A 14,627-nucleotide genomic window follows, 5' to 3' on the forward strand; every position below is an offset into this window, starting at 1 on the left:
TGATCGGCGCCATTATAGCCACATGCCCTTCGGGCGCAGCGATCAGGCGGACTCCATCGCCTCCACTTCACGCACTGTCTTCTGCTGGACAGCCCGATCCACCGGAAAGTGCCACACCAGCCAGACCGCGGCGATCTTGAACGGAATCGGTGCCAGACCGTAGAGCAGTGACAGGGCCCACACGCCCTCCGGGGCGCTGGTGTTGGCCTCGAATCCGGCCAGCCCCAGGAGCGGGTAGGCCAGGCCCACGGCGAGGGCCAGGGCCAGCTTGGTCGCCATGCCCCAGAGGCCGAAGAACAGGCCCGTCCTCTGTCCGCCGCCACGCGCCGTGTCCACGTCCACGAGGTCGGCCTGGATGGAGGCAGGCAGCGCCATGTCGACGCCGAGGCTCAGCCCCGAAAGCAGGCAGATGATGATGAACAGCCATGCATCACCCGGCCCGAGCAGTGGCACCCAGGCGAAGATGGCCGCCGCCCACAGCATGGACAGGGCCCAGGCGCGGTGTTTGCCGATGCGCCGCGCCAGCCAGAGCCACAGCGGGATGCCGGCGAGTCCGGAGACGAAGTAGACCACCAGCATGACGCCGGCCAGGCCCTCCGCCTGCAGCACGTGCTGGGCGAACAGCAGGAACAGGGTCGCCGGCAGCGCGTTGGCGAGGCCGTTGAGGATGTAGGCCACCAGCAGCCGCAGGAACGGTGTATGTTCGCGCAGGAGCTGGAGCCCCTGCCGCCACGGCACCGGGGCCAGTGTGTTGCGCGGCTCGGGAACGGCGATCAGCGTGATCAGAATCGCCAGCGGCAGACTCAGCCACAGCAGCCACGCAAGCTGCTCCAGCGCCGCGCCGGCGGACTCTTCCGGGTCGGACAGCGTGATGGCCGGCAGCACGATGGCGATCAGCATGCCCGCGAGAACGAACCCCTCGCGGCTGCCGGTGATGCTTGAGCGCTGATTGTAGTCGCGGCTGAGTTCGGCACCCCAGGCGCTGTAGGGCAGCGCTACCAGGGTCCACGCCAGGTAGGTGACGAAGCTCCAGAACAGCAGATGCAGCATGCCGGCATCCCCCGGCGGCCGGAACAGCTGATCAACACCGAACATCAGCAGCGGCACACCGACGAGGATCAGGGTCTTGCGGCGGCCGAAGCGATTGCGGATCCGGTCGCCCAGACCGCCTACCACCGGGTCGGTGACCACATCCCACAGCCGTGCCACCAGCAGCAGAACGCCGACGGCGCCCACGCCCAGAGTCTCTGCGTAGAAGGGCGGCAGATAGACATACAGCGGGATGCCGAGAATGGCCAGAGGCAGCCCGGGCAGGCCGTACAGCAGCACCCGGCTCCGGGAGACAGGTGTCATGCACCGTGCCCCGGGCGCTCCAGTACGAACTGCACCAGATCGATATGGCCCATGCGAAATCCGGCTTCACAGTAGCTCAGGTAGTAGCGCCACATGCGCATGAAATGCGTGTCGTAGCCCAGTGCACCGATGGACGCGGCGTGGGCGTCGAAGCGCTCCTGCCAAAGCCGCAGGGTCTCGGCGTAGTGGAGCCCGAACGGCGCCATGGCCCGCAGCCTCAGCCCCGCCGCCGAGGCCATGCGCTGTAGATGTCCCCGGGTCGGCAGCATGCCGCCGGGGAAGATGTAGAGCTGGATGAAGTCCGGGGTTTCCCGGTACAGCGGATACGCCGCCTCGTCGATGGTGATGACCTGCAGTGCGGCGCGCCCTCCCGGCTTCAGGCAGCGGGCCAGGGTGTCGAAGTACTCCGGCCAGTACCGTTCGCCCACGGCCTCGAACATCTCGATGGAGACCGCGTGGTCGTACTGCCCCGTCTCTTCCCGGTAATCCCGGTAACGGTAAGTGAGCGCGCCCTGCAGGCCCGCGGCCCGGCTGCGCTCCTCTGCCCAGTCCAGCTGCCGGCGGGACAGGCTCAGGCCGGTGACCCGGTGGCCGGCGCTGGCGGCGGCACGGCCGAAGCCGCCCCAACCGCAGCCGATCTCCAGCAGGTGGCTGCCGGAGGGGGCGTCCAGTTGTTCCAGAATGCGCTGGTACTTCTGCTGCTGTGCCTGCTCCAGGGTGTAGCTCTCCGTCTGCGGCACGGGCGTGTCACCGAACAGTGCGGCGGAGTAGGTCATGCTCGGATCGAGCCACTCGCGGTAGAAATCGTTGCCCAGGTCGTAGTGCGCGGCGATGTTGCGCCGACTGCCCCGGCGCGTATTGGCGCGCAGGCGGTGGCGCAGGCGCATCGCCAGCAGCGCCAGGGCACTAGGGCGGGAGGCACCGCCGAATACGGCATCGTTCTCGCCCAGCAACTGCAGCAGCGCGGTGAGGTCGCTGGTGTGCCAGTCGCCGGCGAGATAGCCCTCGGCAAGCCCGAGTGCGCCATGGGTGCGCAGGCGCATCAGGGTTCGCCACGGGCGATGCACGCGGAAATCGGCCCGGATCCCGTCGGTGTTGCCGAAGGTCTGGCTGCTGCCGTCCGGGAATTCCACCTCCAGCGTGCCCCGGGCGAGCCGGTTGAGCACGGTGCTGAAATAGCGTCCGCTGAGCCCGGGCAGATTCCGGGCCGTCTCGGTCATGGATTTGTCCCATGCCATCAGGTGATGTCCTCCGACGGTCGCTCCGGCTTGCGGTGAAAGCGAGCGCCACGCAGCCAGATCTTCAGTGCCTGCCAGTGAATGGTGGCCATGACTTTCAGGGTCATGAAGGGGTGCCGCCAGCCGGCGCGCAGGAGTTCTGTGTCGTTGAGCGGGCGGCGCTCACCTTGCTGCACCGCCGCCAGACGCAGGGCCCCCTGGTCGTGGTAATGGATCGTGGTCGCGAACGTCTCCTCGGGGGGCGTCAGGCGGAACCGGTATTCGCCGCTGACCGGGAAGAAGGGCGAGACGTGGAAGCACTTGCTGGCGCGGGAGCGTACCGGCTTGCGCATGGGCACACCGCCGTCGTGCAGCAGGTAGCCGTGCCACTCACCGAATGTGTTGCGCACCTCGCACAGCACGGCCAGCAGCGCCCCGTCCCGTCGGTGGCAGTACCACAGGCTCAGCGGATTGAATCCGTAGCCGAGCATTCGGGGCATGCAGTAAAGCAGCACCGCTCCGCCCTGGAGGTCGATGTTGGCCCTGGCGAGCACGCTGTCGATCCAGGGACGCAGGGCGCTGGCGTCCCGCGGGCCGTGGTCGCGGTCATGGAAGCTGAACAGGTTGAACCGGTTGCGGGAGAACAGCCGCAGCCCGGCAACAGCCTCGTCGATCCGGTCGATGTCCAGCAGCACGCCGAACAGCCGGTAGCGGAATGCGCTGCCCGGCTGACCGTAGCGCCGGTGCATCACGGCCCCGGTGTAAAGCGTCCCGGGTGCGGTGGTCATGGGGTCTGCCACTCCGGTTGTGCCTCTGGTGGTGCCACGGCGACGGGCGCATCTGCCTGGGCCTTGATCCACGGTGGGTCGATACCGAACGCCGAGGCGACGTTCGCGCCCGAGCGCAGTCCATCCTCATGGAAACCGTAGCCCAGATAGCTGCCGCAGAACCAGAGCCGATCGCGTCCCTGAATGCGATTGAACATCCCCTGAGCCTGCACCGCGCCGGCGTCGAAGACCGGATGATCGTAGACCATGCGGGCGTGTGTGCGATCCGGGGCGGGGGGCGTCTCCGGGTTCAGGGTGACGAAGATGTTCTCGTCCGTGGGTAACTGCTGCAGCCGGTTCATCCAGTAGGAGACCGATGCCGGTCCGCCGGCGCTGCCGCCCTGGTAGTTCCAGCTTGCCCAGATCCGGCGCAGCCGCGGCATGACGGTCTCATCCCGGTGCAGCCAGGCGACGTTCTCCTGGTAGCCGAATGCGCCCAGCAGCGCGTGCTCGTCGGCCGTGGGAGAGTCGATCATCGCGAGGGCCTGGTCGGCGTGGGTCGCCAGTACCACCTCATCGAAGCGACCGAGCAGCTCCCGGTCCGAGTGGAGCTCGACGCCGTCGTCGCGGCGCGTCACCCGGCGCACCGGCGTGCCCGCGTGGCAGCCGCCGCTGATCTCCGGCACCAGCCGGCGGACGTACTCCCGGCCGCCACCGGTCACTGTCCGCCATTGCGGCCGGTTGGCCAGGTCGATCAGCCCGTGGTTGCGGAAGAACTGCAGGAATCGCCGTGCCGGGAACCGCAGCATCTCCGCCTGGGGGCAGGACCAGATGGCCGCCGCCATGGGCAGCAGATACTGCTCCCGCAGTTCGCGGGAGGCGCGCATGTCGTTCAGGAACTGCGCCAGGGTGAGATCGTCGGCGCCGGGTGCGTCCAGGTAGCGGTGAGCACGCCGGTTGAATCGGATGATGTCCCGAACCATGCGGAGGAAGGACGGGCTGACGATGTTCCTCCGTTGCGCGAACAGCTTGTCGAGGCGGTCACCTGCCCACTCCAGCCGGCCGTCGGCCGAGCGGAAGGCGAACGACATGTCACTGCCGTGGGTGGTTACGCCCAGGTGGCGGAACAGGCCGGTGAGCAGCGGGTAATTGGGCTCGTTGTAGACAATGAACCCGGTATCCACCGCCACCGCCCCCGTCGGCCCGGGAATCTCCTGCGTATGCGTGTGACCGCCAACATAGTCATTGTACTCGAACAGTGTGACGTGGTGCTCCTTCGAGAGCAGCCACGCCGCGCCCAGGCCGCTGATGCCGCCACCGATGACTGCAATCCGTTTTCCGCTCATGGCTGACTCGTGAAGTGTTTGTATCGCTATTGTATAGTAATTTTCGGCATGAGAAAGCCTGATGATTCTTTGTGCAACCGGGTCAGTGCACCGGTGACCCGACCGCCAAGGTTGTCGTATCCTGTTGCGAGACGACGACGTCTCTTAACTGCATTCGGGAGGCCAGCCTTGAGAACACGGCAGGGCACCAAGAAACGCATCCTTGATGCCGCCGGTGAGCTCTTCCAGCGCAACGGGTTCAGCGGGTTCAGCTATCAGCACATTGCCACCCAGCTGGGCGTGAAGAATGCGGCGATTCACTACCACTACCCTTCGAAGACCGACCTGGGTGTCGCACTGATCCGTCGTTACCGGGCCAACTTTTCCTGGTGGACCGATCAGCTTGCCTCCCAGGGGGTTGATCCGGTGGCGCGCCTGGAGGCGTTTTTCGATCTGGAGGAGCGTTATCTGCGCGAGGGTAAGGTATGCCCTCTGGGCGTGGTCGGTGTCGAGCACGCGGGCATTCCCGAACCCATGCGCCGGGAGACGGAGGTCTTCGTTGGTGAGTTGCTGGCGTGGCTGACGCGCGCCCTGGAAGACGGGTCCCGCGAAGGCGTGTTGACCTTCAGCGGGACCGCCAGTGGCAAGGCGCTCAGCCTACTGACGTCTCTGCAGGGCGGTTTGCAGGTAGCCCGGGTTGGCGGCTCGGGCGCCTTCCAGCGTATTGTCGAGCAGGTGCGTACGGAACTCGGGCTGCCCAGGGAGCGCGCCTCGCGCCGGATGCCCGCGGCGGTCTGACGGGGCGGCCTGCGGACGGTTGCAACCGGCGAATCATCACCAGTGCCCTGATGCGCGGCTACGGGCACGTTCGGGGCGGGGGGCTTATGCAGGCGGACTGGTTCGCAGGGCTGCAGCAGGAGATCGGGGCGGTCGGGGATGTGGATCAGCTCGGTGCCGTCTGCGAGCGGCTGTGTGATCATCTGAAGATCCCACATTACTGTTTTGCCATGAGACTGCCCACCTCATTCGTGGACCCCGCGCTGCTGGTGTTCGACAACTACCCGGAGTCCTTCCGTGACCGTTACGTGGATCTGGACGGCTTGAACGTCGATCCTGTGTTGCTGGGCACCTACGAGCAGTCCGCGCCGGTCTACTGGGATGAAGCCTTCGCCGAGGTAGAGCCCGATTCGGCTCAGGCGCGGTACGTGGAGGGCGTCGTCCGCGCCCTCGGAATCCCGTCCGGCGTCAGTTGCGGCTACCGCGGCGTGCGTGGCCAGTTCGCCATCCTGTCCATGGCCAGCGACGATGACAGCCGCGGTCTGCAACGTTACCTCCGTGCCGTGGCGCCGCGCGTCATGCTCGCGGGTGCCTGCCTGCACGACTCCGCCACGCGTCTGCTGGTGGAGGATCCGGCCCAGGCGGTGACGCCGCGGGAGCGTCAGTGTCTGCTCTGGTGTGCCGAGGGCAAGACGGCCCGTGAGACGGGAGAGCTCCTGGACATCACGGAACGGACGGTCATCTTCCATCTGCGCAACGCCAGTGCCAAGTTGCGCGTCAACAGTCGGCAGCAGGCGGTCGCCCGGGCCGTTTCTCTGGGGATTATAGAGCCGCGGCCGGTTACTGTGCCCACCAATTGACCATTTCTGCGACGGATTTGGCGGCCCGCCGTCAGTGGTGACGCTACCCTGACTGGCGCCGGTTTCCCGGGCCCGCATACAATGCTCGCCTCCCGGTGAAGTCAGTGCGCATCAATGAAAGGGAGACGTGTGCAGCAGCAATTACAGGAACACGTGAGTGGCGGGGGTGGGCGCATTGTCGCCACCCTGGCCGGTGCGCTGGCGTTCGGGTTTCCGGGGGCGGTGGGCGGTCTGCTGGTGGGTTACGCCGGAGACGTCGGCCTGCGGCGCTGGATGGTGTCCGGCTGGCGTCTGCGCAAGTGGTTGCCGGATCAGGTGCAGCGGCAGTATCTCACCGCCGCCTGCGCCGTCATGGGGCACGTTGCCAAGTCCGACGGCCGGGTCAGCGAGGCGGAGATTGCCGTGGCCCGCCAGGTGTTCGAAGTGCTGGATCTGCACGGCGACCTGCGCCGTGAGGCGATTCACCTGTTCGGTCGCGGCAAGCGGCGGGACTTTCCCCTCGCCTGGGTTTTGCGACGGTTCAATCGCGCCTGCGGTAGCGAGGACGATCTGTTGCAGGCGTTTCTTGAATACCAGACGGCCGTCGCCCAGGCGGATGGCCGGCCCGTGGGCGCGCAGCACGCCCTGCTGCTCCGGATTGCCCGGCGGCTGGGTTTCAACGAGCCGGAGCTGCGGCGGCTCATGCGCGGTCAGCGCGGCAGCGGCGCCGTGCGCGCCATGCCGCAGAGTCCCTACCGGGTGCTTGGAGTGGCAGAGAGTGCCAGCGCCGACCAGATCCGTCTTGCGTACCGGAAGCTGATCAGCCAGCACCACCCGGACCGGCTGCAGGCGCGTGGCTGCAGCGAAGACGAGATTCGCGAGGGTGCCGGGCGCACCCACGCGGCCCGGCGCGCCTACGACCAGATCCGGCGGCAGCGCGGCTTCTGAAGCCCCGGCTGCGGCGTCGACTCAGCCCAGCAGGCCCAGCCGCCCGCCGCTGGCCACCGCCACCACCACCAGCCCGATGACCAGGTTGATGCCCACCAGCCGGCGCACGTTGGCAAGCGCCTCGGCGCCACGCTGCCAGTCCTGGGTGTCCACCGCGCGGCGGAGCTGGTTGAACGGCAGGAAGAAGACCACCAGAAACAGCAGCGCCATGATCAGGCCGAGCCCGTGCATCACGTGCACGTGGGTCGGCCAGTCGCCCATGCTCCGGAACAGGCCGAACCCGAGCCAGTATCCCGTCAGCAGCACGATGACCACCGATTTCCAGACCCACACGAAGAATTTCGCCAGCACTCGGCGCCACAGCATGAGTCGTTCGGGGGGCTCGAGGGTCGCTGCCGCCACCGGACGCAGGATGACGTAGGCGAAGAACATGCCGCCCACCCAGATGACGGCAAACAGGACATGCAGCAGGTTTCCGATACTGATCACGCGTTACTCCTCCTGCGACGCGGCGATGGTTCGACGGGGGAGTGTAGCAGCCGGTGGCGGGTGCCGGAATCGGCCGGTGGCCCTGTTGCCCCGCTTTCGGTACAGTCTTGCCACGCAACCCAGGGGGATGTGACCCATGCTCGACGACCGTATTGCGCCATCGATACTGGCGGCGGATTTCGCCCGACTCGGCGAGGAAGTGGATGCCGTGCTGGCCGCGGGTGCGGACATGGTGCATTTCGACGTCATGGACAACCATTACGTGCCGAATCTCACCATCGGCCCCATGATTTGCCAGGCGCTGCGCAACCACGGCGTGACCGCCGAAATCGATGTGCATCTCATGGTGAAACCTGTTGACCGGCTGATCCCGGATTTCGCGGCTGCCGGTGCCGACTGGATCACCTTCCACCCCGAGGCTACCGAGCATGTGGACCGCAGCCTGCAGCTGGTGCACGACCAGGGCTGCCGCGCCGGGCTGGTGTTCAACCCGGCCACGCCACTGGACTACCTCAAGTACGTCATGGACAAGGTGGACATGATCCTGCTGATGTCGGTGAACCCCGGCTTCGGCGGGCAGTCGTTCATCCCCGCCACGCTGGACAAGCTGCGCGAGGCGCGGGCGCTCATTGACGCCAGCGGCCGGGATATCCGTCTGGAGGTGGACGGCGGTGTCAAGACCGACAACATCCGGGCCGTGGCCGAGGCCGGCGCCGACACGTTCGTCGCGGGTTCGGCCATTTTCGGCCAGCCCGACTACCGTGCCGTCGTGGACGCCATGCGGCAAGAAATCGCGCAGGCGCGGACATGATGCGACAGGTGCGGGCGCTGCTCTTCGACCTGGATGGCACGCTGGTGGACAGCGCCCCGGACATGGCCGTGGCCGTGGACCGCATGCTGGTCGATGTGGGCCACCCCGCGGCCGGCGAGGAGCGTGTCCGCCGCTGGGTGGGCAATGGTGCGCGCCGGCTGGTGATGCGCGCCCTCACCGGGCGGGTCGATGGCGAGCCGCCGGAGGCGGACGTGGATCGGGCCCTGACGCTGTTTCTCCGCTATTATGAGGAGCGGCTCAGCGTGCGCAGCCGGCTCTATCCCGGCACACGCGGCGGGCTGGACCGCCTGCGGACGGACGGGTATGGTCTGGCCTGTGTCACCAACAAGCCCGAGGGTCTGGCGCGGCAGCTGCTGCGTGACATGGGCCTCGACGACGTCCTGCCGGTGGTGGTCGGCGGCGACACGCTGACGGTGCGCAAGCCCGATCCGGCGCCACTCCACCACGCCATGGCGGCACTGGGCGCGCCGGCCGAGCACACGCTGATGGTCGGGGACTCCCGGGCTGATGTAGACGCCGGGCGCAATGCGGGCACCGGCGTGGTCTGCGTTCCCTACGGCTACAGCCAGGGAGAGGACGTCAACGCCATGGCCCCGGATGCGGTGGTGGCGAGCATCGAGGAACTGCACGGCTTCCTGCGCGGGGCCGCGTAGACGACGACAGGATCATGACGGGTACACCAGTGATGCAGGGGATGAGCGCGAACGCAACACGATGGCGTGGCTGAAGAGTACCGCCGCCCGCGCGATTCGTTGTGTCCACGTGTTGTCCGTCATTGGTGAATCTGCATGAACAAGCAACAATTCCAGGAACTTGCCGACCGGGGCTATAACCGCATCCCGGTCATCCGTGAAGTGCTCGCGGATCTCGACACCCCGCTCAGCACCTATCTCAAGCTGGCCGACGGCCCGTACTCCTTCCTGTTCGAATCCGTTCAGGGCGGCGAGAAGTGGGGCAGGTACTCGATCATCGGTCTGCCCTGCCGCACGGTGCTGCGTGTCCATCAGGGGCACATCACCGTCGAGCGCGACGGTGAGCTGATCGAAGAGGCGCGACCGGCGGACCCGCTGGCGTGGCTGGAGGCCTTCCACGGGCGCCACGCTGTGCCGGCACCACCCGGCTACCCGCAGTTGCCTCGGTTTACCGGTGGCCTGGTGGGCTATTTCGGCTATGACACCATTCGCTACATCGAGCCGCGGCTGGCCGACTGCGACAACCCGGACGCGCTGGACGTGCCGGACATCATGCTGATGGTGGCCGACGAGGTGCTGGTGTTCGACAACCTGGCGGGGCGGCTCTACTTGGTGGTGCACGCCGACCCGGCCGACGCCGGCGCCTGGGAGCATGCACAGGCGCGCCTGCAGTCGCTCGCCCGGACCATGCGGACCGCCGCCACCGGCTACCGGCCGCAGCACGAACGCCGCGAGGTCGGCGAGGCGGACTTCCGCTCCAACATGTCCCAGACCGGCTTTGAAGACGCCGTGGAGCGGATCAAGCAGTACATTGTCGATGGCGATGCCATGCAGGTGGTCCCGTCCCAGCGCATGAGCACCGAGTACCGCGCCGAGCCCCTGGACCTCTATCGCGCGCTGCGCTGTACCAACCCGTCGCCGTACATGTTCTTCCTCAATCTCGGCGACATGTACGTGGCGGGGTCGTCACCGGAGATCCTGGTGCGGGTGGAAGAGGGCGATGTCACCGTCCGGCCTCTGGCGGGCACGCGCAAGCGCGGTGCCAGCGAGGCGGAGGACCGGGCGCTGGAGGAAGAGCTACTCGCCGACCCCAAGGAGCGTGCCGAGCACCTGATGCTCATCGATCTCGGGCGCAACGACGTGGGTCGCATTGCCGAGACGGGAACGGTGGACGTCACCGACCAGATGACCATCGAGCGCTACTCCCACGTGATGCACATCGTCTCCAACGTCACCGGCCGGTTGAAACCGGAGTACAGCCCCATGGACGTGCTGCGGGCGACCTTTCCCGCCGGGACGCTGAGCGGCGCGCCCAAGATCCGCGCCATGGAGATCATCGACGAGGTGGAGCCCACCCGACGCGGCGTGTACTCAGGGGCCGTGGGGTACTGGTCCTGGTCCGGCAACATGGATACGGCCATCGCCATCCGCACCGCTCTGGTGAAGGACGGGCAGGTGCATGTGCAGGCCGGGGCCGGCGTGGTGGCCGACTCCGTGCCCTCCGCGGAGTGGGAGGAGACCCTGAACAAGGCCCGGGCATTGATCCGGGCGGTGGCCATGGCCGAACGCGGCCTCGACGAATGAGGAGACGGTCATGCTGCTGATGATCGACAATTACGACTCCTTTACCTACAACCTGGTGCAGTACCTGGGTGAGCTGGGTGCCGAGGTGTGCGTCTACCGCAACGATGCCGTGGATCTGGAGACCATCGAGGCGCTGGCGCCGGATCAGATCGTGCTCTCGCCCGGGCCGTGCACGCCCAACGAAGCGGGGATCTCCCTGGCGGTGGTGGAGCGTTTCGCCGGTCGCATCCCGTTGCTGGGTGTGTGCCTTGGCCACCAGGCCATCGGCCAGGCCTTCGGCGGGCATGTGGTGCATGCCGGCCAGGTGATGCACGGCAAGACGTCGGCCGTGCATCACCGCGATCTGGGCGTGTTCCGGGGGCTGAGCAACCCGATGACGGCAACACGCTACCATTCCCTGGTGGTGGATCAGCACCGGCTGCCCGACTGCCTCGAGGTGACCGCGTGGACCGAGAACCCGGACGGCTCCATGGAGGAGATCATGGGGCTGCGCCACCGGAGCCTGGACGTGGAAGGCGTGCAGTTCCACCCGGAGTCCATTCTCACGGCCGACGGACATGCGCTGCTGCGTAATTTCCTGGACCGTACATCCCCTGGCGGCAAGGCCGCCTGAGCCCGAGGAGCGCGGAACATGGACATGAAAGAAGCCCTGCGCGCGGTGACCGAGCGGCGAGACCTGAGCCGCGACGAAATGACCGACGTCATGCGCCTGATCATGACCGGCGAGGCCACCCAGGCGCAGATCGGCGGGTTTCTCATCGGCCTGCGCATGAAGGGCGAGACCATCGACGAGATTGCCGCTGCGGCGGGCGTGATGCGGGGTCTGGCCACCCACGTGGACGTGGAGACCGAGCACCTGGTGGATACCTGCGGGACGGGTGGCGATGCCGCCGGCACCTTCAACGTCTCCACGGCAACCGCGTTCGTGGTGGCAGCCGGCGGCGGGCGCGTGGCCAAGCACGGCAACCGCTCCGTCTCCAGCGCCTCGGGCAGCGCGGATCTGCTGGAGGCGGCGGGCGCCAATCTGGACCTGAGCCCCGAGCAGGTCGCCCGCTGCATCGAAACGGTCGGCGTGGGCTTTCTGTTTGCCCCGGCGCACCACTCGGCCATGAAGTACGCGGTCGGGCCGCGCCGCGAGATGGGAGTGCGCACCCTGTTCAACGTCCTCGGCCCGCTCACCAATCCCGCGGGCGCCCCGCACCAGCTGCTGGGGGTCTACGCACCCGAGTGGGTGCGGCCGCTGGCCGAAGTGCTGCTGCAGCTCGGCAGCGAGCGGGTGTTGGTGGTGAACGCCGAGGACGGCCTGGACGAGATCAGCATCGCCGCGCCGACACGGGTGGCCGAGGCGGACGGTGACACGGTCACGGAGTACACCATCGCGCCGGAGGACTTTGGGCTGGAGCGCGCGCCGCTGGAGTCGGTGCGGGTGAGTGATGCCGCCGGCAGCCTGGCGATGATCCAGCGGGCGTTTGCCGGTGAGTCCGGCCCGGTCGCCGACCTCATTGCCATGAACGCGGGCGCAGCGATCTACGCGGCGGAGCTCGCCGAGACCCTGGAAGCCGGGGTGGAGCAGGCCCGGGCCATCCTCTCCAGTGGTGCGGCGGCCGACCGCCTGAATGATTTCGTGGCGTTCACCCGCCGGGTGGACTGAGTCTGTATCGATACAGCACAGGGTGAATTGATGAGCGACACACCGGATGTTCTCAAGCGGATCCTGCAGCGCAAGGCCGAAGAGGTAGCGAGCAACAGCCAGGCCATGGACGTGCAGAGCCTTCGTCACGAGGCGGGCGTCGGCGCGGAGCCCCGCGGCTTTCTGCGCGCCCTGCGCGCCGAGGCGCGCGCCGGGCGTGCCGGCGTGATCGCCGAGATCAAGAAGGCATCCCCGAGCAAGGGGCTGATCCGCGAAGGGTTCGATCCCGAGGCCATTGCCAGGAGTTACGCGGCCGGTGGTGCCACCTGCCTGTCCGTGCTCACCGACCAGGACTTCTTCAAGGGGCATAACCTCGATCTGCGGATTGCCCGCGCCGCCTGCGAGCTCCCGGTGCTGCGCAAGGACTTCATCATCGACCCCTTCCAGGTGTGGGAGTCCCGGGTGCTGGGTGCCGACTGCATCCTGCTCATTGTCGCCGCGCTCAGCGACGCGCGGCTGGAGGAACTCTACCGTCTCGCCCGCAGCATTGGCATGGACGTGCTGGTGGAGGTGCACACGGCCGAGGAACTGGAGCGCGCCCTGGTACTGGAGCCGGAACTGCTCGGGATCAACAACCGCGACCTGCATACCTTCGAGACCGACCTGCAGACGACGGTCCGCCTGTTGGAGCGGGTGCCGGCAGGGACTTTTCTGGTCACGGAAAGCGGGTTCAGCACCCGGGAAGAGATCGAGTACATGCACGAGCAGGGCGTGCATGGCTTTCTCATCGGTGAAGCGTTCATGCGGGCCAGCGACCCCGGCGAACGGCTTCACGCGATGTTCCGGTAGGCCCGCCCCCCGCCCGGGGTCAGCGGGTGTTGAACACGACCATGGTCTTGCCGGACACGGAGATCAGCTCCCGCTCCTCCAGATCCTTCAGCACCCGGCCCACCATCTCCCGCGAACAGCCCACGATCCGCCCGAGCTCCTGTCGGGTGATGCGGATCTGCATGCCGTCCGGGTGGGTCATGGCGTCGGGCTCCCGGCACAGATCGAGGAGCGTCCGCGCAACCCGGCCGGTGACATCCAGGAAAGCGAGATCACCCACCTTGCGGCTGGTGCGCCGTAGCCGTTCGGCCATTTGCCCGGCCAGAAAAAAGACGATCTCGGGGTCTTCCGCGGCGACCTGGTGGAAGCGGGCGTAGCTGATCTCCGCCACTTCGCAGGGGGTGCGGGTCCGAACCCAGGCGCTGCGGGTGGTTTCCTGGCCGAACAGGCCCAGCTCGCCGAAGAAGTCGCCCGCGTTCAGGTAGGCCAGGACGATCTCGTGCCCGTTCTCGTCCTCGATCACGACGCTCACGGAACCTTCCGTGATGTAGTACAGCGCGTCCGGTTGATCGCCCGCGTAGATGATTCCGGTCTTGCTCGGGTAGCGGCGCCGATGGCAGTGCCGTAGTAGGTTATCGATCGACCAGTTTGTTTTTCTCATGGGATCAGCCGCGCTCATGCATGCACCTTTGCGTGTTGCGTCCGGGGCGGCCACGGAGCACATCCCTGGCTGTCATTCCCCCCATCGGACCCGAGTATACCGGACCAGGCCGCATCACCAACCCCCTCGACCACCCAACTCTGCGTCCCCACGGGCGTTTTACCCATCCGGGTCATGTGTCTATAATGCCGCGGCCACGCGCGCGGCGCGCACAAGAAAGCGGGACAGGAGCAGGCCCATGCGGGCAACGGTAAAGTGGGTCGGCGACGCGGCCTTCGAGGGAACGGCCGGCAGTGGCCATACGGTGCGCATGGATGGTCCGCCGGACTTCGGTGGCCAGGATTCCGGCGTGCGGCCCATGGAAATGTTGCTGCTGGGGCTTGGCGGCTGCAGCGCGTTCGATGTGGTGCACATCCTGCAGCGTGGCCGCCACCCTGTCAGCGACTGCGTCGTGGAGATCGAGGCGGAGCGTGCCGAAACGCCGCCCAAAGTGTTCACGCGTATCCACATGCACTACCGGGTCAGTGGCGACGGGCTGAAGGATGCCGCGGTGCGGCGCGCGGTGGACCTGTCGGCCGAGAAGTACTGCTCCGCGTCCATCATGCTCGCCCAGGTGGCGGAACTCTCCCACGATTACGAGGTCGTCGAGACCTGACGGAAGAGAATCGGGGGCGGCCTTCGCGGC

General features: G+C 67.1%; 16 protein-coding genes. 10 read left to right on the forward strand and 6 right to left on the reverse strand.

What is annotated here, in order from left to right:
- Positions 1–42: 42 nt before the first annotated feature.
- Genes ACNSTU_RS06140 through ACNSTU_RS06155 form a run of 4 tightly spaced genes read right to left on the reverse strand, consistent with a single transcriptional unit; the run spans position 43 to position 4,683 of the window.
- Entirely contained in the window at positions 43–1,353 is a 1,311-nt protein-coding gene (locus tag ACNSTU_RS06140; RefSeq protein ID WP_290633682.1) for an MFS transporter, read from the reverse strand.
- Positions 1,350–2,591 (reverse strand): SAM-dependent methyltransferase, encoded by a 1,242-nt coding sequence (locus tag ACNSTU_RS06145; protein ID WP_290633683.1) that lies wholly within the window; start codon positions 2,589–2,591, stop codon positions 1,350–1,352. Before ACNSTU_RS06145 ends, ACNSTU_RS06140 begins: the two co-directional genes overlap by 4 nt.
- Positions 2,591–3,358, reverse strand: coding sequence for a DUF1365 domain-containing protein (locus ACNSTU_RS06150; protein WP_290633684.1), 768 nt, complete (start codon positions 3,356–3,358; stop codon positions 2,591–2,593). Before ACNSTU_RS06150 ends, ACNSTU_RS06145 begins: the two co-directional genes overlap by 1 nt.
- A complete protein-coding gene (locus ACNSTU_RS06155) occupies positions 3,355–4,683 on the reverse strand; it encodes an NAD(P)/FAD-dependent oxidoreductase (RefSeq protein WP_290637540.1) in 1,329 nt (442 codons plus the stop codon). The genes ACNSTU_RS06150 and ACNSTU_RS06155 overlap by 4 nt, the downstream gene beginning before the upstream one ends.
- A gap of 168 nt (positions 4,684–4,851) precedes the next feature.
- On the opposite strand from ACNSTU_RS06155, the gene ACNSTU_RS06160 reads away from it, so the two are divergent.
- The 3 genes from ACNSTU_RS06160 to djlA all read left to right on the forward strand — a co-directional run bounded on the left by ACNSTU_RS06160 (position 4,852) and on the right by djlA (position 7,226).
- Positions 4,852–5,460, forward strand: coding sequence for a TetR/AcrR family transcriptional regulator (locus tag ACNSTU_RS06160; protein ID WP_290633686.1), 609 nt, complete (start codon positions 4,852–4,854; stop codon positions 5,458–5,460).
- Between the two features lie 86 nt (positions 5,461–5,546).
- Complete coding sequence (locus tag ACNSTU_RS06165; protein ID WP_290633687.1) at positions 5,547–6,299, forward strand: helix-turn-helix transcriptional regulator; 753 nt, start codon at positions 5,547–5,549, stop codon at positions 6,297–6,299.
- 129 nt (positions 6,300–6,428) lie between these two features.
- Positions 6,429–7,226: a co-chaperone DjlA gene (djlA, locus tag ACNSTU_RS06170; RefSeq protein WP_290633688.1), complete on the forward strand. Its 798-nt coding sequence runs from the start codon at positions 6,429–6,431 to the stop codon at positions 7,224–7,226.
- A gap of 21 nt (positions 7,227–7,247) precedes the next feature.
- Here the strand turns inward: djlA and ACNSTU_RS06175 are convergent, their stop codons facing one another.
- On the reverse strand, positions 7,248–7,658 hold the full coding sequence (locus ACNSTU_RS06175) for a CopD family protein (protein ID WP_290633691.1): 411 nt from the start codon (positions 7,656–7,658) through the stop codon (positions 7,248–7,250).
- A gap of 193 nt (positions 7,659–7,851) precedes the next feature.
- Between ACNSTU_RS06175 and rpe the strand changes: the two genes are divergently transcribed.
- The 6 genes from rpe to trpC all read left to right on the forward strand — a co-directional run bounded on the left by rpe (position 7,852) and on the right by trpC (position 13,302).
- On the forward strand, positions 7,852–8,526 hold the full coding sequence (rpe, locus tag ACNSTU_RS06180) for a ribulose-phosphate 3-epimerase (protein WP_290633689.1): 675 nt from the start codon (positions 7,852–7,854) through the stop codon (positions 8,524–8,526).
- Entirely contained in the window at positions 8,526–9,200 is a 675-nt protein-coding gene (locus tag ACNSTU_RS06185) for a phosphoglycolate phosphatase (RefSeq protein WP_290637558.1), read from the forward strand. The genes rpe and ACNSTU_RS06185 overlap by 1 nt, the downstream gene beginning before the upstream one ends.
- Positions 9,201–9,335: 135 nt before the next feature.
- Positions 9,336–10,823 (forward strand): anthranilate synthase component I, encoded by a 1,488-nt coding sequence (trpE, locus tag ACNSTU_RS06190; RefSeq protein WP_290630972.1) that lies wholly within the window; start codon positions 9,336–9,338, stop codon positions 10,821–10,823.
- 10 nt (positions 10,824–10,833) lie between these two features.
- A complete protein-coding gene (locus ACNSTU_RS06195) occupies positions 10,834–11,436 on the forward strand; it encodes an aminodeoxychorismate/anthranilate synthase component II (protein ID WP_290630971.1) in 603 nt (200 codons plus the stop codon).
- Positions 11,437–11,454: 18 nt separating this feature from the next.
- A complete protein-coding gene (gene trpD, locus ACNSTU_RS06200) occupies positions 11,455–12,474 on the forward strand; it encodes an anthranilate phosphoribosyltransferase (protein ID WP_290630970.1) in 1,020 nt (339 codons plus the stop codon).
- Positions 12,475–12,504: 30 nt separating this feature from the next.
- Entirely contained in the window at positions 12,505–13,302 is a 798-nt protein-coding gene (gene trpC, locus ACNSTU_RS06205) for an indole-3-glycerol phosphate synthase TrpC (RefSeq protein ID WP_290630968.1), read from the forward strand.
- A 19-nt stretch (positions 13,303–13,321) separates the two neighbouring features.
- Here trpC and crp read toward each other — a convergent pair whose 3' ends face one another.
- Complete coding sequence (crp, locus tag ACNSTU_RS06210; protein WP_216110817.1) at positions 13,322–13,942, reverse strand: cAMP-activated global transcriptional regulator CRP; 621 nt, start codon at positions 13,940–13,942, stop codon at positions 13,322–13,324.
- 238 nt (positions 13,943–14,180) lie between these two features.
- Here crp and ACNSTU_RS06215 point away from each other — a divergent pair, with 238 nt between their 5' ends.
- Positions 14,181–14,597 (forward strand): OsmC family protein, encoded by a 417-nt coding sequence (locus ACNSTU_RS06215; protein WP_290630964.1) that lies wholly within the window; start codon positions 14,181–14,183, stop codon positions 14,595–14,597.
- Positions 14,598–14,627 lie beyond the last annotated feature (30 nt).

Source organism: Aquisalimonas sp. APHAB1-3 (assembly GCF_048323695.1).
Classification (GTDB): domain Bacteria; phylum Pseudomonadota; class Gammaproteobacteria; order Nitrococcales; family Aquisalimonadaceae; genus Aquisalimonas.